We start from the raw sequence: 18,995 nt of genomic DNA on the forward strand, positions 1-18,995 counted from the left end.
AACTGATGTCCGAGTCCGCCGTGGAGTTTTCCTCGACCCTGTGGGAACGCAGGAAGATCGAGGCGATGAGCCGAATCCAGCAGGTTGCACTGGATCTGTTCGACGAGCATGGGTACCGCAACGTGACCGTCGACCGGGTCGCGACCGCGGCGAGCGTGTCAGCCAGTTCGATCTACCGGTACTTCGGCACCAAGGAGATGCTCGTCCTTTACGACGAGGCGGATCCGCGGATTCTCGAGGTGATCAAAACCGCGGGCGGCGCCGAAACAATCGCGCCCGCCGATCTGATCGCCGTCACCCGGCTGCTGGTGCCGGTGTTGATCGAATCACTGCTCACCGAGGAGTCCGAGCGCCGGATCCGCAGGCGGCTGCAGTATGTGGTGACGATTCCGGAGATCCGGGACGGCCAGACACGGCAGATGCGGGACCTGGCCGACGAATTCCGCATGCTGTTCGCCGAACGCAGCGGCCGCGACCCCGAGGACCTGACGGTGGGGATGGCCGCCGCGACCGGCGTCTGGGGATGTGTCGCGGCCCTGGACCATTGGGCGGCAACCGGTTTCACCCGGCGACTCAAAGACGTCTATACCGAGGCGATCGGTTCGATCGTCGACGCGATCGAGGTCATGTTCCGGTAGTCACCAGTTCCGAGCGTGCGTCGCGGCTGCGCGGCAGCCACCAGTTCCAGCGACCGAACAGTTGCATGAACGCCGGTACCAGCACCAGTCGCACCACGAGGGCGTCGATGGTGATGGCCACGGCCAACGCGAATCCGATCTGCTTCAGCTCCAATACATCCGCGGTCACAAAGCTCGCGAACACCGCGACCATGATGGCGGCCGCGGCGGTGATCGGCCGTGCGGTGCGCTGCAATCCTTCCGCGACAGCGGCGGCGTTGTCCGGGTTGCGATCCCAGGCTTCCTTCATGCGTCGGATCAGGAATACCTCGTAGTCCATCGACAGGCCGAACAGCACCGCGAACACCAGCATCGGCAGATACACCTGCAGGAATCCGGTGCTGTGGAATCCGAGCACCGACTCGCCGACACCGTGTTGGAATACCGCGACGGTGATACCGAGTGCGGCGCCGGTGGCCAGCAGGTTGAGCAGGATCGCCTTGACGGCGAGCACGATACTGCGGAAGGCGACGACGAGGAAGACCAGCGAAACGGTCAGCACCAGGATGATCACCCATGGAAAACGAGCGGTGATCCGTTGTGACACATCGGCGAACGAGGCAGAGGTGCCGCCGACCCTGATGTCCGCCTCGTCGATTGTCGTTGCGCGGGAACGGATGTCGGCCACCAGCTCGCCGGCATCGGTCGAGTCGAAGGCAACCTCGGGCACCACTACCGCGAGCAGCCTGCCTTCGGCCTGCTGTGGCACTACCCGCGCGATGCGGGGATCTTGCGTCAGTTCCGTGACGAATCCCTCTACATCCGTGCGTGATTCGCCGGTCAGCGGCGCGCCATCGGGTCCGGTGGCAACCACCTCGATGGGCGCGAGCAGACCGGGACCGAAGTTCTGTTTCACCAGCGCGGTGGCTTGCCCGGTCGGACGGTCGGCCAGCGAACCGAGCCCCATGTCCACGCCGTACCGGATGCCGACGATCGGCGCGGCCGCAAGGGTGAGCACCGCGACGCCGACCGCACCGAACAACACCGGCCGCGCCATCACCAGACGTGCCCACCGCGCCCACCCGGTCGAGGCCGTCGCGGACTCGACCTCGGCGGGTCGGAGTCGGGCGGGCAGTGCGCCGCGGTTGATGGCCGGACCCGACACCGCCAGCAGCGCGGGCAATAGCGTAAAGGCTGCGGTCAGGGTGGCGATGACCGCAGTCACCACACCGATGGCGATCCCGTTCAGTATCGGAAGGCCGACAACGGCGAGCGAGCACAGCGAGATCAATACGATCAATCCGGAGGCCAGGATGGTCCGGCCGGTCGTGTCCATGGCCGCGCCGATGGCCTGCACGATGGCCTCGATCGCGCGCCGATCGCGCACACCGCGCCGGGTGAGTTCCTCGTTGAACCGGCTGACGATGAACATCACGTAGTCGATCGCGGTACCGGTGGCGATCATGGTCGCCACCGAGAGCACCAGCGAATCGAAGCTCAGGAAGATCGCGAGCCCGGCCAGCGCCCCGATGGCCACTGCGATGCCTGCCGCGGTCACCGCGATGGGCACGGTCGCGGCCACCAGCGCGCCGAGGGCGAGCACCAACACCACGCCGGCCACCGGCAGGCCGATGCCTTCGGCGCGTTGCAGATCGGCGGTTTCGATGTCGGTCAGATCCGCCTGTGCCGGTGCGAATCCGGTGATCATCGCCTCGACGCCCGCGGCGGACTGCCCGGCCAGGGTGGACTGCAGTTCTTTCGCGATCCGGACCCGCTCCGTCATGCCGCCGTCGACGCCGACAAGGCCGAAGGCGGTTTGCCGGTCGGAGGAGATCTGCGCGGCGGCGTTGCCCTCGTACGGACCGATCGCACCGGTGACGCCATCGGTGGCGCGGACCGCGGTCATCGCCTTGTTGATCACCGCACGGTATTCCGTCGAGTCTGCGGTGCGCTGCGCCGAATGGAAGACGATCAGGTCCTGTTCGGTGCCGAACCGCGCGAAGTGTTGTGCGACAAGCCGATCGACGGCCACCGAGTCCGATCCGGGGACCGAGTAGTCGGGCGAGCCGAGGCTTGCATGCAGGGCGGGGTAGGCCGACGCGCAGGCGATCACCAGTAGCAGCCACGCGGTGAGCACGATTCGGCGGTGCCGTGCCACCGTGACTCCCCAGCGTCCAACGATGCCGAGGTGCGGCGTGGGGTCCGGTGGATCCTGCCGTTCGAGCACGGTCAGCTGTGTCATCGCCCCTCCACCTACTATTTCTGAGAGTGACTCTCAGATATTTTCCGCCAGCCTACGAATCGGTCCGGCAAGAAAGCAAGTGACTGTCAGATATTCGGCTCGCGCCACGGTGCGTCAGGCCGTCGGCGACCGCGGATCCGATGGCCGATTCTGGTTGAGCTGCGGCCACTTACCCGCCGTCGCGCATAGTCGGACGGTTGACCAACTTTGGGATGTCCGACGTCGGGGGAGCTGGAAGAACTACAACCGCGATGTCGGCCCGCTGTGACTTCGTCGCGCGGGATCAGCGGCCCGATCGGACTCGGCTATCGCGTTCCGGGACTGGTGATTTCGCCATACGGCCGCGGCGGCCACGTTGCCTCCGAGACCTTCGGCCACGCCTCCCGATTGCCGGGGCTGGAAACCGGGTTCGGTGTCGAGGTGCCGAACCTGACGCTGTGGCGGCGCGGTATCACCGGAGATATGACATCGACGTTCGATTTCGGATCGATACCGAATGCGGCGAAAACGATCTTGACCGATCCGAATCGAAAGTCGCTGCCGCGCTCGCACAATGCGGCCCGAATCCGGCATTGGGCACGGCGACCACGGGCATTCCGTATCCGGTGCCGCCCAATGAAATGCCGCAGCAGCAGCCGGGTGGCCGACGCAGGCCGAGTGGCATCGTCCGAGCACGCCGAAAGTGGCCCAGTCCGGTTCGGACTGGGCCACTTCGGAAGTCGGGGTCAGCTGGCGGTCGCAGGTACCCAATACGTGGCTGCCGCGGCAGAGCGTTTTCGCATAGCGGCGAAGCTGTGCCGAGCGGGGTTGATCAACGCGGTGAACCATGAGCGGCGGTGCTCGGCGAGCGCGGCCGCAACGGCGGGGATCTGTATGCAGTGCATACCACCCGCCATGCCCAGGCGGTGGCGACCCGTCTGGTTGTTTCTGGTGCCCAATGATGTTCCTTTGCTTGCTGGTACTGGCCTGGATCGCCACGGCGAAGATTAGCCGAACGAAAGGGCGAGTCAGAGTATTTTGCGCACGTAATTGCCTCGGCGTGTCGGAAAGTTGTCGCCCGCGAACGGCAATCGGCCGGAAATGTTGCGAGATGGTCTCGACGGAGTCACGGATCGGGCAAATAGCGGCGCGGGTGGTGGAATGGTCGGTCCGAGTGGGTATTCGGGCTGATTGGGTGCCGGGGACCGCGCCGCCGCTCGGGTGGGAGCCCGGCCCGCCCAGTGCGGATGCGAGACTGGTCGAATGTTGCGGATCGGCCTCACCGGAGGCATGGGAGCGGGCAAGTCGACGGTGGCGCGGATACTTGCCGACCGTGGCGCGGTGGTCATCGACTCCGACGTCCTCGCACGGGAGGTGGTCGCGCCGGGTACCGAGGGGCTGGCGGCGCTCGTGTCGGCCTTCGGCGGGGACATCCTCGCCGCGGACGGCAGCTTGGACCGGCCCGCGCTCGCGGCCAAGGCATTCGGCAGTGACGAAGCGCGCGCGACACTGAATTCGATAACGCATCCGCTGGTCGGAAAGCGAACTGCTGAACTTATTTCCGCCGCTGCGCCGGATTCGATTCTCGTCCAGGATATTCCGTTGCTAGTGGAAAACGGTCTCGCGCCGTTGATGAACCTTGTTCTTATTGTGGACGTCCCCGTGGAAATTCGAATTCGGCGACTTGTCGAATTCCGCGGTGTTTCCGAGGCTGATGCGCGGGCGCGAATTGCCGCCCAGGCCACCGACGAGCAGCGGCGCGCGGTGGCCGACGTGCTGCTCGACAACAGCGGCGCCGCAAACGACATCGTTCCGATCGTGCACCGGCTGTGGGACGAGCGCCTGGTGCCGTTCGAGCGCAACCTGCGCACCGGAACGCCCGCGCGGCGGCCGGATGTGCGTGTCGTCGCACCGAACCCGCAGTGGCCGGTTCAGGCGCAGCGGCTCATTGCGCGGCTGTGGGTGGCCTGTGGTCCGGCCGCATCACAGATCGATCACATCGGCTCGACCGCCGTGCCGGACCTGCCCGCCAAGGACGTGATCGACGTGCAGATCACGGTCGCCGATATGGCGACGGCCGATGGGTTGCGCGATGCGCTCGGCGCGGCGGGCTTCCCCGTGAAGGCACATGTCACGCACGACAATCCCAAACCGACGAGCGCGGACCCGGCCGGGACGGATATCGGCCGGTGGGCCAAGCGGCTGTATGCCAACGCCGACCCCGGCCGGCTCGCCAATGTCCATGTCCGCGTTGCCGGTTCGCCTGGGCAGCGGTTCGCGCTCGACTTCCGGGACTGGCTGCGGTCGGATGCCGCAGTCCGCGCCGAGTACCTCGAGATGAAACGGGAAGGCGAAGCCAAGGCGACCGGGCTGACCGGCGAGGAGGCGACGCTCGCTTACCTCGAGGTCAAGGAGCCGTGGTTCGACGCCGCGTACGAGCGAGTTCGCGCCTGGCGCGAACGCGACGGGTAAATCGGGCGCGACCCGGCATCGCTGGGTGTGATGGGCGGGCCGGGCCAAGTGCAGTGGTCCGCGGCGGTGCCAGCCTTCGCGCGCTCCGTCCTCTGGGCTCAGCGAGCCAGGGGCGAGTAGATGGAAAGTCATGGTCGTCTTGCCTTGGGCGGTAGACCGTTGTCAAGAGGTGCTCGAGAAAGGAGCTACCGCCAGGTGAGCGTGATGCCGAGGGTGGCGAGCCAGCCCTCGAGGGAATGGCCGTTGGCAGCGATGCCCTCGATCGTTGTGGCGGCGTACTCGATCGCGGCCTGGGTCTCGCCGAAGCCGATCAGTCCTGCGGCATGGGCGGCGAGCAGCTCGTCCACGTCGAGCAGCTCGGTGTCGCGGCCGGTGCGCACCACGATGTCCAGGTAGTGGTCCACCGACTTCCAGGTCTTCGGCCCGACCTGGGTGAACTCACCGAGATCGACGTAGTAGTCCTGATCGCGCCGGTGTTCGGGGTGGTAGTGGAAGACGGTGACGCGGATGGACAGCTCGGGTAGCAGCCACGACTCGATGTAGTGGAACTGCGGATGGTCGGAAACACGCGCCATGTACAGGCCCCATGGCTCCGCGCGGAACTGCTCGACCGGCCGGACGAAGCCCTTCGGATCCGTGTTGGTCTGCGCCGCGAGGTCGAAGTACTCCACCTTCGGGCGATGCACGTCCACTGATGGTGCCTGTGTCATGCACACAGAATCTACCGCCGCCGGGCCTGCGTCGAGTGCTGTGGCGGTGGCGTCCGCTACATCCAGCTCAGCACGATGCCATGCGAGGCGAGCCAGCGTTCGACATCATGGTCGTGCGCGGCAAGGCCGTCCATCGCGGTGGTGGCCCGCTCGAAGGCGCGGTGTGCCTGCGCCGTGTCGATCAAACCGGCCGCGTGGGCGGCCAGTAGGTCTTCGACGCCGCGCAGCTCGGACTTGCGCCCGCCCTGCACCATGATGTCGAGGTAGTGGTCGATCGCTTTCCAGCGCTTCGGTTCGACCTTCGTGAATTCGCCGATGTCCAGGCAGTAATCCTGCCCTCGGTGATGCGCTGGACTGCGGTGGGTGATCGTCGCGCGGATCGACAGCTCCGGCACCAGCCACGACTCGACGTAGTGGAACTCCGGCCCGCCGACCGTCCTGGCCATATACAGGCCCCACGGCTCGACGTGATAGCGCTCCACCGACCGGACGAAGCCTCGTGCGTCGGTATTGGTCAGATCGGCGAGATTGAAATACTCGACCTTCGGTCTGGCGGGAGCGGCCGCGGCGAGCGGCCCCGGTGGTGGGGTCGCGAGCCTGGCGGTCAGTTGACCTGGTGCGACCCCGCGCATGTCCCTGGCGACGTATCCGGCTATCCCGGTCATTGCAGGCACTGCGGCGAGCAATGGAATCAGAGCGCTCATGGCGTCTTCCTTCACCCTGTACCGATAACACCCTGTACCGATAACCAAATCAGGCTACACCCGCCGGGGGTTGCGCGCTTTGTCTGGGAATGTGATGAATATCGTTGTGGCAACGGACATTTCGGGCAAGTAACAAGTTGTGCACCGACGCTCGCCGGTGGCGGTGCGCGGGAACTCCGATGGCGCGCCGGGCGGCCACGGATGCGACGTCGGGTGGGGTCGGCCGCTCCGGGCGGGTTTCCAGTGTTACCCGGTTGTCGGAGGTCGGTCGGTGTCGGTTCGCACCGCTGTGACCGCCACTGCGGTGTAGTGCATCGTGAAGCCGCCCCCTGCCGCGTCGATGGCTGCGCCGATGCCATCCAGTAGTGCTTCCAGCTTGTCCGCCGGGAATTGGCTGTGACCGCCGAAGGTCGGCACCTGCTCCAGCCACTCGTCGCGGGTGCAGGGCTGCTCCCAGTCGAACTGCCATTGCGCCGCGTCGCCGAACGCGCCGGCCTGTTGTATTCCCGTGCTCGCCTTGGTGAAGAACGCGGAGTAGGTGTCCAGGCCGGGCATCGTCGCGCGGTCGAAAGGCGAGCCGGGCAGCACCCTGCGGTAGACCGTGGCGAAGGCTGCGGCCAGTTCCGACGGTGGTTGGAATACGTACCAGAACACGGCCAGTCGCCCGCCGGGACACAGCACTTGCGCCGCTTTGGCTGCTCCCGCGACCGGGTCGACCCAATGCCAGGTCTGCCCGGCGACGACCGCGTCGAACGTCCGGCCTGCGGTATCCCAGGCTTCGAACGTCGACACCTCGACCTCGACGCCGCTGCGGCGCGCGAACTCGGCCATCCGCGGGTCGGGTTCGACTCCGAGCACCCGGCTGCCTGCTGCCTGGAACTGCCTGGCCGCGATGCCGGTGCCGGTCCCGACATCGAGCACGTCGCGGCCGGGGCTCTCGGCGACTATCCGCGCCACCAGGGCGTCCGGGTAACGCGGCCGGGTTCGGTCATACCGTTCGGCGTCGGAGCCGAACGACTCGGCTATGTGTCGGGCCCGATGCGCCTCGCGCGGCTCGGGCTCGGAAAGGGGCGGTTGCTCCGGCGGTATAGTGGGCATGTGCCCACTATAGTGGGCATGTGCCCACTCGTAAATCGAGAAGGGCTGGGCGAGGGAAGGATTCGCGGTATGCCGACCGGCGTTGCCCTGCGTGACGTGCGCGAACAGCTGTTCGACGCAGCAGAGCGCATCCTGCTCCGTGCCGGACCGAACGCGCTGACCAGCCGGGCGGTCACCACCGAGGCAGGCTGCGCCAAGGGGGTCCTACACCGGCATTTCGCCGACTTCGACGGTTTCCTCGCCGAGCTCGTGCTCGACCGCATCGGCCGGATCGACAACCAGGCCGTCGCGCTGCGCGAATCCGCGGGAACCGGCACCGTCGCCGAGAACGTCACCGGCGCGCTGACGACCCTGTTCGAGTCGGTCGCGGTGGCGATCATCAGCCTCATTACCTTCCGTGACGAGTTGCGCGCCCGGCTGCGGCAGGTCCGGCCGCCCGGCGTCCCGGTACTGACGGAGGCTGCGGCCATGATCACCTCCTACCTGACCGTCGAGCGCGACCTCGGCCGCATCGCGGCCGATGCCGACGTGGACACCCTCGCGCTCATGGTGATCGGGACCGGGCACCTACTGTTCGCGGGCCGGGAGGGCACGCCGCCGGAGACCGCCGCTGTCCGCAAGGTCGTGACCACGGTCCTCCACCCGGCGCTTTCCCGCTGAAATACTGCCGCCGGGAATCTGTCGGTGGCTGGGCTTAGGCTGATGAGCATGGCATTCGCAACCGAAATCCCAGCGGAAGGCTTCGAGGACAGGGCCGGTGGGACGCCGCTCGCGCATTCCGAGTTCAGGCCGGTCGGCGAGATCGAGCGGGCCGACGGCCGGTTCGAGGTGGTCAGCGATCACAAGCCCGCCGGTGACCAGCCCGCAGCCATCGAAGAGCTGGAGCGCCGGATCAGGGCGGGCGAGCGCGACGTGGTGCTGCTGGGCGCCACCGGTACCGGCAAGTCGGCGACCACTGCCTGGCTGATCGAGCGGCTGCAGCGCCCGACGCTGGTGATGGCGCCGAACAAGACCCTTGCCGCGCAGCTGGCCAACGAGCTGCGAGAGATGTTGCCCAACAATGCCGTCGAGTACTTCGTCTCGTACTACGACTACTACCAGCCCGAGGCGTACATCGCGCAGACCGACACCTATATCGAGAAGGACAGCTCGATCAACGACGATGTCGAGCGGCTGCGCCACTCGGCCACCTCGAGCCTGCTCTCGCGCCGGGACGTGGTGGTGGTCGCGTCGGTGTCGTGCATCTACGGCCTCGGCACACCACAGTCGTACCTCGATCGGTCGGTGCAGTTGGAGGTGGGCACCGAGCTCGACCGCGATGCGTTCCTGCGATTGTTGGTCGACGTGCAATACACCCGCAACGACATGTCGTTCACCCGTGGCTCGTTCCGGGTGCGCGGCGACACCGTCGAGATCATTCCCTCCTACGAGGAGCTCGCGGTACGCATCGAGTTCTTCGGTGACGAGATCGAGGCGCTGTACTACCTGCACCCGCTGACCGGCGATGTGGTCCGACAGGTCGACACGGTGCGGATCTTCCCGGCCACCCATTACGTGGCGGGTCCGGAGCGCATGGAGCGCGCGGTCGGCGATATCGAGAAGGAGCTTGAGCAGCGGCTTGCCGAGCTGGAACGGCAGGGCAAGCTGCTCGAGGCGCAGCGGCTACGCATGCGCACCCAGTACGACCTGGAGATGATTCGGCAGGTCGGGTTCTGTTCCGGCATCGAGAACTACTCGCGCCACATCGATGGCCGTGCGGCCGGCACCGCGCCTGCCACGCTGATCGACTATTTCCCCGAAGACTTCCTGCTCGTCATCGATGAGTCGCACAACACCGTGCCGCAGATCGGCGGCATGTACGAGGGCGATATGTCGCGCAAGCGCAACCTCGTCGAATACGGCTTCCGGCTGCCGTCCGCGGTCGACAACCGACCGCTCACCTGGGAGGAATTCGCCGATCGAATCGGGCAGACGGTGTATCTGTCGGCCACGCCGGGTCCCTACGAGCTCGGGCAGGCCGGCGGTGAGGTCGTCGAGCAGGTGATCCGCCCGACCGGGCTCGTCGATCCGAAGGTCGTGGTCAAGCCGACCAAGGGACAGATCGACGACCTGATCCACGAAATCCGCCAGCGCACCGAGCGCGACGAACGCGTGCTGGTCACCACCCTCACCAAGAAGATGTCCGAGGATCTGACCGACTACCTGCTCGGCCTCGGCATCCGGGTGCGCTACCTGCACTCCGAGATCGACACGCTGCGGCGCGTGGAACTGTTGCGGCAGCTGCGGCTCGGCGAGTACGACGTGCTCGTCGGCATCAACCTGCTGCGTGAGGGCCTCGACCTGCCGGAGGTGTCGCTGGTTGCGATCCTCGACGCCGACAAGGAAGGCTTCCTGCGCAGTACGACCGCGCTGATCCAGACCATCGGCCGCGCGGCGCGCAATGTGTCGGGCGAGGTGCACATGTACGCCGACAAGATCACCGACTCGATGCAGTTCGCTATCAGCGAGACCGAGCGGCGCCGGGCCAAACAGGTTGCCTACAACGAAGAAATGGGCATCGACCCACAGCCGCTGCGCAAGAAGATTGCCGACATTCTGGATCAGGTGTACCAGGAGGCCGACGACAGCGAGGTCGCCGTCGGCGGTTCCGGTCGTAACGCCAGTCGTGGCCGCAGGGCCCAGGGTGAGCCGGGTCGCGCGGTGAGCGCGGGCATCTACGAGGGCCGCGACGTCACATCGATGCCGCGGGCCGAGCTCGCGGACCTGGTGAAGGAACTCACCGCGCAGATGATGAGTGCGGCACGGGATCTGCAGTTCGAGCTGGCCGGACGGCTACGCGACGAAATTGCCGATCTCAAGAAGGAACTGCGCGGCATGGACGCCGCCGGGTTGAGTTGAGGCTGGGCCCGGCGGCGTCCGGCAGCTCGGCCGCGGCGGGCTCAGGACTGCGTCGCCATCCATTCGTTGACGCGGCGCTCGGCTTCCTCGCGGGAGACGTTTTCGACCTTGGTGATCACTGCCCACCGGTGACCGAACGGATCGATCACGACACCGAACCGGTCGCCGGTGACGAAGGTCTGGGGCTGTTCGGCACTGCGGGCGCCGTGCGCGATGGCGCGTTCGATGACTGCGTCGACGTCCGGGCAGTAGTGCACGATCGAGGTGTGCACCCAGTCGCCGTTCGGGGCGAGCACGTTGTTGTCGGGCATAGGCATGCCCACCTGCAGGGTCGAGTCGCCGATCTTCAGTTCGGCGTGCGCGGGCTGGCCGTCGGGCAGGTCACTGCGGCCGACCACTTCTGCGCCGAAGACCGCCGTGTAGAAGTCGATCGCTTTATTGCCGTCGGACACCGCGAGAAAGCAGGTGATCGAGTGGTAGCCGTCGGCGATGGGATTCACTGTTTCGCTCATGCCGACAACCCTCGTCGATCGCGCGACCAGGGTCTTGTAAGAAAGCGACACCATGACCGTGGGTGCTGACCAGGTGGCTGCAGGACCGGAACCGGCCGGTGCTCCTGCCCTCGACGACGTGAAGGGGATCCTGCACCCGGATGAGCAAGCCAGGCATCGATCGCTGGCCCGGCTACCCGCCGGACCCGAGATCGGCCGGTTCGTCGAGTGGTATTGGTCGGTCCGCTGGGATCTGCGTGGCCGTCCGCCGTACTACGCCGAGGTGCTGTCGTATCCGTGCGTGAATGTCACCTTCGAGCAGACCGCAACCCGCACCGGCGGTTTCGTCAACGGCGTCTCCACGAGCAGATACATCCGTGAGCTCAGCGAGAGGGGGGAGACGTTCGGGGTGCGCTTCCGTGCGGGCGGCTTCGGTGCTTTCACCGGCCTGAACGTCGGCTCGTTCCGTGACGCGGCTGTGCCACTGGCCCAGGTGCTGCCGGAGGCCGATGGGCTGACCGAGCGCGTGCTCGCGGTGTCATCGGATCTCCAGCGCCGCACCATCATCGAGGATTTCTTCGCCGGCCGCGACACCGACGACGACCCGACCTATCGACTTGTGCTGCGCATCGTCGAGGCGATGGAGCACGACCCGGAATTGACCAGGGTCGATCAGGTCACCGAGCGGTTCGACGTGCCGATCCGCACCCTGCAGCGGATGTTTCGCAGATACATCGGGGCCGGACCGAAATGGGTGCTGCGCCGCTATCGTCTGCAGGACGGCGCCGATCTACTTGCGCGCGGCCACATCGAAGACCTGGCCGCGCTCGCCGCGGAGCTCGGCTACTTCGATCAGGCACATTTCTCTCGTGAGTTCGCCGCTGAGGTCGGAATGGCTCCGCTGGAATATGCCAAGAATTCGATACGCTCGCGCAACGAGGTTACTTCGAAAGTTCTTCCTACCGAGAAATAGCCGTGGTGCCGAGAATCGAATAAGACCTCGTGTACCCATCGCCAACGAGGGAGCAGGACATGGACGTCGTGGTTTTGATCGGGCGGGTGCTTTTCGTGGTGTTGTTCTTCGGCTCGGCAGTCGGGCATTTCACGCAGACCGAGGCGATGACGGATTACGCGCAGAGCCGCGGCGTGCCGGCGCCGAAGGCGGGCGTGCTCGCCGCGGGTGTGCTGATGGCGCTCGGTGCGGCGAGTGTGCTGCTGGGGATTTGGGCGGATCTGGGTGCGCTGCTGCTGGTGATCGTGCTGCTGCCGACCGCGTTCCTGATGCATCGGTTCTGGTCGGAGACCGATCCGGAGACAAAACAGGGCGAGATGATCCACTTCAACAAGGATCTCGCCCTCGCCGGCGCGTCGCTGATGCTGTTCGCTTTCTTCGCGCATGTCGACGAACTCGGATTGACCATCACCGGGCCGCTATTCCATCTCGGATGACTGTGATGAATCTCCCACGCACACAAGAACGTTCGCGCGAGTTGTGATCGATCACAGAACTCGGGTCGAGAAATTGAATCTGCCCTGGTCGGTAAGGTCATCGAGCATTCGCCGAGCGAACCGGTGTTCGGAATGCCCGAACACCCCGAGTGTGATGTGTTGCGATTTCTGATATTTCCGACGGTTTTGCCGCTAGGGTCGAGCCCAGTCGCCGCGCCGGTGCCACGACTGATGGTGGTGCCGGACGTAGGCACCCGACCACCGCATAGTTGGAGGAGAGATGACCGCCTACCGGACCATTGTCGTCGGTACCGATGGCTCGGACTCGTCGTATGTCGCCGTCGAAAAGGCCGCCGCGCTGGCGGGTGACGGGGAAACGACGCTGGTCGTGGCCTGCGCGTACTACCCGACCGACGATCGCGATGTCGCGGCTGCGGCCGATGTGCTCAAGGACGAGGCCTACCAGGTGCGCGGCTCCGCGCCGACCAACGAGATCCTGCGCACCGCCAGGGACAAGGCCGCCGCCGTCGGCGCCAAGAACATTGTCGAGCGCTCCATCGTCGGCGAGCCGGTCGAATCGCTGCTCGCTCTCGTCAAGGAGGTGGAGGCCGATCTTCTCGTGGTCGGCAACCGGGGTCTGAACACCCTGGCGGGCCGCCTGCTCGGTTCGGTGCCTTCCGATGTCGCCCGCAAATCGCGCTCCGACGTCCTGATCGTGCACACCGTGCGCTGAAGGTAGTCCCGCACTACGCGAACCTCGCCCGCTCCGGGCAGTTCGTGTCGACAGACCCGACCCCGTCGTTCCGGCCGAAGCCGCAACGACGGGGTTTCTCATGTGTGCCCTATGCCAGTGCGTGCAGCACCGGCGGCAGCTCCCCGGCGTGGATGACACCGAGGCGCTGGGTCGCGCGGGTCAGCGCGACATACAGATCGTTGAGGCCGCGCGGAGACTCCGCGAGAATCTGCGCGGGTTCGACCAGATACACCGCGTCGAACTCGAGGCCCTTCACATCGTGCACGGTCAGCACGCGCACCGATTCGCCTGCCAGCTCGGCGAAGTCCGGGACCAGGTCGTGCGGAGCGATCACCGCGGTGGTGCCCGGTCCGGTCTCGGTGCCCACCAATCGCTCGACCTCGCTACGCAATCGGTTCGCGGTGACCGCGTAGGCGCGCGGTGGCTGCCCGGACGCCCGCACCGATCGCGGCGCCGCCGCGGTGGGGTCGATCGCGCTCAGCACGCCGGCGGCGACGTCCATGATCTCGGCCGGGGTCCGGTAGTTCACCGTGAGCTCGGTCAGCTTCCAGCGTTTGGCCACATACGGTTCCAGCATCGTCTGCCACGACGAGGCGCCCGCGGGGTCACCGGTCTGCGCTACGTCGCCGACGACGGTGATCCAGCGATTCGGGATGCGGCGCATCACCATTCGCCACGCCATTTCCGAAAGCTCCTGCGCCTCGTCCACGATCACGTGACCGTAGGTCCAGGTGCGGTCGCCCGCGGCGCGTTCGGCGGTGGTCTGACTGGCGCGCACATTCTGGCGTTCGGCGAGCTGGCCGGCATCGATCAGGTCATAGGCCATCAGGATCTCGGGATCGAGCTCGTCCTCCAGATCCTGTGGCGCCGAACCGGTCAGGATGTCGAGCGCATCCTGCGCCTCGGCCAGCTGGGCCCGCCAGCGGCGCCGTGCGCGTTCGCGTTCCTCGGCGTCGTCGACACCGAGCAACTCGGCGAGCTCGTCGAGCAGTGGTGCGTCGGCCGCGCTGTATTCGCCATTATCCGACCGCACCAGCTCGGCACGGTCGGCAGGATCGAGGCTGCCGGCCACGCGATCGAGCCGCTTGGGGTCGGCGAGCAGGTCGGCGAGCACGTCCTGTGGCGACAGGATCGGCCAGAGCCGACCGATCGCCGCCTGAATCGCGGGATCGGTGCGCATCTCGTCGCGGATTTCAGCGAGATCGGTTCGGCTGAGCAGACTTTGGCCGCCGGACAGGTCGGCGCCCATGGTCTGGGCCAGCTGATCGGTCAGTGCGTCCAGCACCGAGCTCGCGAAGATCGGCCTGGCCAGGTTGTGCGGGCGGCGCGAGGAGCGGGCCCGGCCGCGGGCGCGGGTGGTGATCTTGCGATCCAGGATCACCGGGTAGCCGTCGAAGGTCAGGCGGATCGGCTCGGCGGGTATCTCCTGCCGATCGCGCACCGCCTGCTTGAGCACCTCGAGGATGGCGAGTGAGCCCTTGATCTCGCCGGCCCGCAGCGAGTCCTCCCGAGAGGCTTTCACCCCGGGATACAGGTCGCCGATGGTGGACAGCAGCACGCCGGTCTCGCCCAGCGAGGGCAGCACCTGGCCGATGTAGTCGAGGAAGGTGGCGTTCGGGCCGATGATCAGCACGCCGGACTTGGCCAGCTGCTGCCGGTAGGTGTAGAGCAGGAAGGCCGCGCGGTGCAGTGCCACGGCGGTCTTGCCGGTGCCGGGACCGCCCTGCACCACCAGCACGCTCTTGTGCTCGGAGCGGATGATCGCGTCCTGCTCGTGCTGGATGGTCTCGACGATGTCGTTCATGTGGCCGGTGCGCGCGGCATTGAGCGCCGCGAGCAGCGCGCTCTCACTGCCGACGCCGCCGTCCGCGCCGGTGACGCCGGCCTGGTGCGCCGCTTCCAGATCCAGGTATTCGTCGTTGACCGCGGTGACGGTGCGATTGCGCGAGCGGATCTGACGGCGGCGGGTCACCCCGTCGGGCGTCGCGGTGGTGGCCAAATAGAACGGCCGGGCAAGCGGTGCGCGCCAATCCAGCAACAGCGTCTCGTAATCGTCTTTTTCGTCGAGGATTCCGAGCCTGCCGATGTAGCGGTATTCGCCGTCCTGATCGCCATCGAGGTCGATCCGGCCGAAACACAGGCCGTGTTCGGCGGCGTCGTACTTGGCAAGGTCCTCATGGTAGAGCGCGCTGAACGATTCCCGCTCGCTGCGTGCCTGCGGGGTGCCGCCGGTTTCCAGCAGCACCGTGCGCAAGCGGTTGTTGGCATAGTCGCGCATGCCGTCGAGCCGGTCGTAGAGCACAGCCAGGTAGGCCTGCTCCTGCTCGATTTCGCGGTTTCGCTCGGATGCGCCGTCGTGCGCGGCACGATCCTGAGTGAGACGGTCGGGCAAACTGAACTCCTTAGTCACCGCGATGAACCTGCGCACCCGCAGCGGACGAGTGCACGCGAACTCTGTAGAAAACAGAGTTGTCGAGTCTACTGCCGGTTCGGTGTGCTCGCCGTAACCGCAGGTGGGGTATCTGATGTCGCGTCGCCCACTATCGGGGCGAAGTGCTGCACAACCGGGAACGGGTCATAGAAGTGGTGTAACAGCTGCTGCCAGCGCTGATACCCGGCGGAGCCGCGAAATCCTTCGACGTGGTCCGCCAGTCTCTCCCATGCCACCAGGAGCAGATACGTGTCGGGCGTCTCGATACCGCGCGACAGCGACAGCGACCGAAATCCCGGCATGGCCGAGATGATCGGCTTCGCCTCGGCGAAGGCGGCCTCGAAGTCTTCGGCCTGTTCGGGACGGACGGAAAGCAGCGCGTGTTCGAGAATCATCGATGACCTTCAAGAGGCGTGGGTGTTGTTCGGCATGCGGCCGAGGGGGGTGCCGCTGTCCCGGTGCCCGGCCGGCTTGTCGCGGTACATCGCAAGGTCCGCGTCGTGCAGGACCGCCTCCGGTGTGCGGTGGTCGCCGGGGCTGAGCTCGGTGGCGCCGATCGAGGCGTTCACCTCGATGCGGTGTCCGCGCGCGATGATCGGCTCGGCCATGGACGAGCGCAGCCGAGTCACCAGCGTGTCGATGTCGACCCGCCGCGCCGGTCCGGAAAGCAGCACGAGGAACTCGTCGCCGCCGAGCCTGCCGACCAGGTCATCGCCGCGCAGCGCGCGCTGCAGCCGCTGCGCGACGATCTGCAGCACGGTGTCGCCGATCGCGTGGCCGAGGGTGTCGTTGATCACCTTGAACCCGTCCAGGTCGATGAACAGCACGGTCGACACCGGAAGTGTCTCGCTGGTGGCGAGCGCGCCTGCGAGCTGGGAGAGGATCAGCGAGCGGTTGGCAAGTCCGGTCAGCGAGTCGTGCGTGGCCTGGTACTCCAGTTGCCTTCTGCTGGCGCGGAAATCGGTGATGTCGGCGAAGGAGGATACGGCCGGGGAGGCCGGGTCGCCGGGGTTGAGCAGCCGGCTGCTTCCAGACAACCAGCGCCGCTGTCCGTCGTGGCGGTCGACGCCGAAGACGTAGCCGGTGATGGTTTCGCCGGTGGCGAGGGTCCGCGCGATCGGGTGGCGGGTCGCGGGCAGTGGCTGTGCGTTGGCGTCCAGCAGTAGCAGTGGGAGTTCGTCGATCGTCGCGCCGATGAGATCGCGGGCGCGTTCGTCGGTGCCGAAGATCCGCCGGGCCGCCGGATTGGCCGATTCGATGCGGCCGTGGCGGTCGATCACCACCACGCCCTCCTCCAGTTGGGAGACGACGGTGGTGAAGTACTGCTCGGCGCGCAGCTGTGCGTCCTCTGCGGCGCGCTGTGCGGTCAGGTCATGCACGACCACCTGGTAGGCGAGATGGTTGTGCCAGGCGGTGAGTACGGAGACCGTCTCGACGGAGACGGTGCCGCCGTCGAGGCGTATCAGCGTCATCTCGGCGCGATCGGAGGCGTCGCCGGAGTTGGTCAGCATGCTGATCCGCTCGATCATGCCGAGCACCGAGTGCGGATGGACGAACTGGGTCAGCGGTTTGCCGATCACATCGTCGACGCTGTCGGCTGCAAGCATCCGCGCCATGGCCCGGTTGACGTAGACGACGGTGCCGCGTGCGTGCACACAGATGCCGTCCGGGGTGTGCTCGACCAGGGACTGGTAGCGCTGCGCCAGCTGCTCGGCCGCTACTGCACCGTCTGCCTTGTTCTCACCCACTCGAACCCCCGATCGTCGACCCAATCATGGCCATTGGAACATGGGATTATTCTGACCTCGAGGTGTACAAGATCACACCGTCGACGCTATTGCTTCGATCACAGTTCGGGCACTTCATCGGGCCTTATCTGATGATCATTACAAACCCGATTCTCCGCGCACATCTCGAGCCGACGTGCTGGTCGGACCGGAGGACCGGCGAAGGAGCGAAGCTATGCCTGGCTCAGCCGCGCAGACCGAAGCGCAATATCAAGATCATATGACGATCGCCGGAATCGGGGCGGTCAGCGGGTACGGCTGGGGCCGCGAGACCCTGTGGGAGGGGTTGCTCAGCGGCAAGTCGGCAGCGAACCTGCAACCCGGTTACGGCCTCGACCGTGACGAGCACGCCTGGGCGTCGCTGGTGCCCGACGGCGGCGATTACACGGTCAGCAACAGCCGCTACGGGCGCGCCATACACGAGTCGGCGCGCGAGGCGATCGCCGATGCGCAAGCGCGTGGCTGGCGGCCGGGCCGCACCGTCGGCGTGCTGCACGCGATCGTGCTCGGCGACGTCACGAACTGGCGTGACTTCTACCTTGTCGACCACGGCCATCGCCGCTCCCGCGACTACATGCGACTACTTCCCTCGACTCCGATCTCGGTATTGCAGCAGGAATTCGGCTTCCACGGTCCTGCGATGAATATCTCGGCGGCATGCAGCTCGGCGAATGTCGCGCTGATCACCGCGAAGCTGTGGTTGGACGCGGGCGTTGCGGATGACGTGATCTGCGTTGCCACCGATATGTCCGCGACGCCCGACATGCTCGAGCACTTCGTCCGCCTCGGCGCCGCGGTCGGCGATGCCGAACCGCTGGATGCCTGCCGTCCCTTCCAGACGGGTAGCCGCGGTTTCAGCATGGGTGAGGCGTCGGTGGCATTCGTGCTGACCCGTTCGGTGCGGCGCCCGTACGCGGCGATGCTGGGTGGGGGTATGACCAACGACGCGTACCACGTGGTTTCGGTGGACCCCGGCCACGATCAGATTTTCGATTGCGCACGCATGGCGTTGGCCGACGCCGATGTCACCCCCGCGGATGTCCGGTATTTCAACGCGCACGGCACCGGGACCAAACAATGCGATGTCGCCGAGCGGCATCTGCTCACACACCTGTTCGGCGACCGCCCGCACGTCTATGCGGTGAAACCACTCGCGGGCCACTGCCAGGGCGCGGCGGCGGCGGTCGAGGTGGCCGCGGCGGCGCTGGGATACGAGCGGGGCGTCGTGCCCGCCGCGCCGATCGTCGCGCCCGCGTATGAGCGGTTGCTCGACGGCCCGACGGAGTTCGAGGGTGGTGTGACGGTGAAGTTGTCGCTCGGCATGGGCGGCAACAATTCGATGGTGGTGCTCGGGCCGGTGTGA

General features: G+C 66.4%; 16 protein-coding genes and 1 pseudogene. 9 read left to right on the forward strand and 8 right to left on the reverse strand.

What is annotated here, in order from left to right:
• Positions 1 to 5: 5 nt before the first annotated feature.
• Complete coding sequence (locus tag OHA42_RS16570) at positions 6 to 638, forward strand: TetR/AcrR family transcriptional regulator (protein ID WP_406238102.1); 633 nt, start codon at positions 6 to 8, stop codon at positions 636 to 638.
• Here the strand turns inward: OHA42_RS16570 and OHA42_RS16575 are convergent.
• Positions 625 to 2,859, reverse strand: a complete 2,235-nt coding sequence (locus tag OHA42_RS16575) for an MMPL family transporter (RefSeq protein WP_406238104.1) — start codon at positions 2,857 to 2,859, stop codon at positions 625 to 627. The two genes, OHA42_RS16570 and OHA42_RS16575, sit on opposite strands and share 14 nt — an antisense overlap.
• A 264-nt stretch (positions 2,860 to 3,123) precedes the next feature.
• Here OHA42_RS16575 and OHA42_RS16580 point away from each other — a divergent pair.
• Together OHA42_RS16580 and coaE are read left to right on the forward strand one after the other, a co-directional pair.
• Positions 3,124 to 3,527, forward strand: a pseudogene (locus tag OHA42_RS16580) (alkaline phosphatase family protein); the annotation flags it as partial.
• A 574-nt stretch (positions 3,528 to 4,101) separates the two neighbouring features.
• Entirely contained in the window at positions 4,102 to 5,310 is a 1,209-nt protein-coding gene (gene coaE, locus OHA42_RS16585) for a dephospho-CoA kinase (RefSeq protein WP_406238106.1), read from the forward strand.
• Between the two features lie 185 nt (positions 5,311 to 5,495).
• Here the strand turns inward: coaE and OHA42_RS16590 are convergent, their stop codons facing one another.
• From OHA42_RS16590 to OHA42_RS16600, 3 genes are all read right to left on the reverse strand, one after another.
• Complete coding sequence (locus OHA42_RS16590) at positions 5,496 to 6,020, reverse strand: DUF402 domain-containing protein (RefSeq protein ID WP_406238107.1); 525 nt, start codon at positions 6,018 to 6,020, stop codon at positions 5,496 to 5,498.
• A 56-nt stretch (positions 6,021 to 6,076) separates the two neighbouring features.
• Complete coding sequence (locus tag OHA42_RS16595) at positions 6,077 to 6,724, reverse strand: DUF402 domain-containing protein (protein WP_406238109.1); 648 nt, start codon at positions 6,722 to 6,724, stop codon at positions 6,077 to 6,079.
• Positions 6,725 to 6,970: 246 nt separating this feature from the next.
• Positions 6,971 to 7,822 (reverse strand): class I SAM-dependent methyltransferase, encoded by an 852-nt coding sequence (locus OHA42_RS16600; RefSeq protein WP_406238111.1) that lies wholly within the window; start codon positions 7,820 to 7,822, stop codon positions 6,971 to 6,973.
• Between the two features lie 69 nt (positions 7,823 to 7,891).
• Here OHA42_RS16600 and OHA42_RS16605 point away from each other — a divergent pair, with 69 nt between their 5' ends.
• Entirely contained in the window at positions 7,892 to 8,482 is a 591-nt protein-coding gene (locus OHA42_RS16605) for a TetR/AcrR family transcriptional regulator (RefSeq protein ID WP_406238113.1), read from the forward strand.
• Between the two features lie 48 nt (positions 8,483 to 8,530).
• Positions 8,531 to 10,720: an excinuclease ABC subunit UvrB gene (gene uvrB, locus OHA42_RS16610; protein ID WP_406238115.1), complete on the forward strand. Its 2,190-nt coding sequence runs from the start codon at positions 8,531 to 8,533 to the stop codon at positions 10,718 to 10,720.
• A gap of 41 nt (positions 10,721 to 10,761) precedes the next feature.
• Here uvrB and OHA42_RS16615 read toward each other — a convergent pair whose 3' ends face one another.
• Positions 10,762 to 11,232: a VOC family protein gene (locus tag OHA42_RS16615; protein ID WP_406238117.1), complete on the reverse strand. Its 471-nt coding sequence runs from the start codon at positions 11,230 to 11,232 to the stop codon at positions 10,762 to 10,764.
• A gap of 52 nt (positions 11,233 to 11,284) precedes the next feature.
• On the opposite strand from OHA42_RS16615, the gene OHA42_RS16620 reads away from it, so the two are divergent.
• From OHA42_RS16620 to OHA42_RS16630, 3 genes are all read left to right on the forward strand, one after another.
• On the forward strand, positions 11,285 to 12,184 hold the full coding sequence (locus OHA42_RS16620) for a DUF6597 domain-containing transcriptional factor (protein WP_406238119.1): 900 nt from the start codon (positions 11,285 to 11,287) through the stop codon (positions 12,182 to 12,184).
• Positions 12,185 to 12,243: 59 nt separating this feature from the next.
• A complete protein-coding gene (locus OHA42_RS16625) occupies positions 12,244 to 12,660 on the forward strand; it encodes a DoxX family protein (RefSeq protein ID WP_406238121.1) in 417 nt (138 codons plus the stop codon).
• Positions 12,661 to 12,940: 280 nt separating this feature from the next.
• A complete protein-coding gene (locus OHA42_RS16630; protein ID WP_406238123.1) occupies positions 12,941 to 13,393 on the forward strand; it encodes a universal stress protein in 453 nt (150 codons plus the stop codon).
• A gap of 109 nt (positions 13,394 to 13,502) precedes the next feature.
• Here the strand turns inward: OHA42_RS16630 and OHA42_RS16635 are convergent, their stop codons facing one another.
• The 3 genes from OHA42_RS16635 to OHA42_RS16645 all read right to left on the reverse strand — a co-directional run bounded on the left by OHA42_RS16635 (position 13,503) and on the right by OHA42_RS16645 (position 17,593).
• Entirely contained in the window at positions 13,503 to 15,806 is a 2,304-nt protein-coding gene (locus OHA42_RS16635; RefSeq protein WP_406239409.1) for a HelD family protein, read from the reverse strand.
• A gap of 86 nt (positions 15,807 to 15,892) precedes the next feature.
• The gene (locus OHA42_RS16640) at positions 15,893 to 16,240 is read right to left on the reverse strand and encodes an antibiotic biosynthesis monooxygenase family protein (protein ID WP_406238125.1); all 348 of its coding nucleotides are present in this window, start codon (positions 16,238 to 16,240) and stop codon (positions 15,893 to 15,895) included.
• Between the two features lie 9 nt (positions 16,241 to 16,249).
• Positions 16,250 to 17,593, reverse strand: coding sequence for a diguanylate cyclase domain-containing protein (locus OHA42_RS16645; RefSeq protein WP_406238127.1), 1,344 nt, complete (start codon positions 17,591 to 17,593; stop codon positions 16,250 to 16,252).
• A gap of 214 nt (positions 17,594 to 17,807) precedes the next feature.
• Here OHA42_RS16645 and OHA42_RS16650 point away from each other — a divergent pair, with 214 nt between their 5' ends.
• Positions 17,808 to 18,995 carry a beta-ketoacyl synthase N-terminal-like domain-containing protein gene (locus OHA42_RS16650; RefSeq protein ID WP_406238129.1) on the forward strand — a complete coding sequence of 396 codons (1,188 nt, stop codon included), beginning with the start codon at positions 17,808 to 17,810 and terminating at the stop codon, positions 18,993 to 18,995.

The sequence above is a fragment of the Nocardia sp. NBC_01009 genome (assembly GCF_045208035.1).
In the GTDB taxonomy this organism is placed as follows: Bacteria; Actinomycetota; Actinomycetes; order Mycobacteriales; family Mycobacteriaceae; genus Nocardia.

Coding starts and splice junctions, on each gene's coding strand:
- OHA42_RS16570 (WP_406238102.1), top strand. CDS start 6: ATGTCCGAGTCCGCCGTGGAGTTTTCCTCGACCCTGTGGGAACGCAGG.
- OHA42_RS16575 (WP_406238104.1), bottom strand. CDS start 2,859: ATGACACAGCTGACCGTGCTCGAACGGCAGGATCCACCGGACCCCACG.
- coaE (WP_406238106.1), top strand. CDS start 4,102: ATGTTGCGGATCGGCCTCACCGGAGGCATGGGAGCGGGCAAGTCGACG.
- OHA42_RS16590 (WP_406238107.1), bottom strand. CDS start 6,020: ATGACACAGGCACCATCAGTGGACGTGCATCGCCCGAAGGTGGAGTAC.
- OHA42_RS16595 (WP_406238109.1), bottom strand. CDS start 6,724: ATGAGCGCTCTGATTCCATTGCTCGCCGCAGTGCCTGCAATGACCGGG.
- OHA42_RS16600 (WP_406238111.1), bottom strand. CDS start 7,822: ATGCCCACTATACCGCCGGAGCAACCGCCCCTTTCCGAGCCCGAGCCG.
- OHA42_RS16605 (WP_406238113.1), top strand. CDS start 7,892: ATGCCGACCGGCGTTGCCCTGCGTGACGTGCGCGAACAGCTGTTCGAC.
- uvrB (WP_406238115.1), top strand. CDS start 8,531: ATGGCATTCGCAACCGAAATCCCAGCGGAAGGCTTCGAGGACAGGGCC.
- OHA42_RS16615 (WP_406238117.1), bottom strand. CDS start 11,232: ATGAGCGAAACAGTGAATCCCATCGCCGACGGCTACCACTCGATCACC.
- OHA42_RS16620 (WP_406238119.1), top strand. CDS start 11,285: ATGACCGTGGGTGCTGACCAGGTGGCTGCAGGACCGGAACCGGCCGGT.
- OHA42_RS16625 (WP_406238121.1), top strand. CDS start 12,244: ATGGACGTCGTGGTTTTGATCGGGCGGGTGCTTTTCGTGGTGTTGTTC.
- OHA42_RS16630 (WP_406238123.1), top strand. CDS start 12,941: ATGACCGCCTACCGGACCATTGTCGTCGGTACCGATGGCTCGGACTCG.
- OHA42_RS16640 (WP_406238125.1), bottom strand. CDS start 16,240: ATGATTCTCGAACACGCGCTGCTTTCCGTCCGTCCCGAACAGGCCGAA.
- OHA42_RS16650 (WP_406238129.1), top strand. CDS start 17,808: ATGCCTGGCTCAGCCGCGCAGACCGAAGCGCAATATCAAGATCATATG.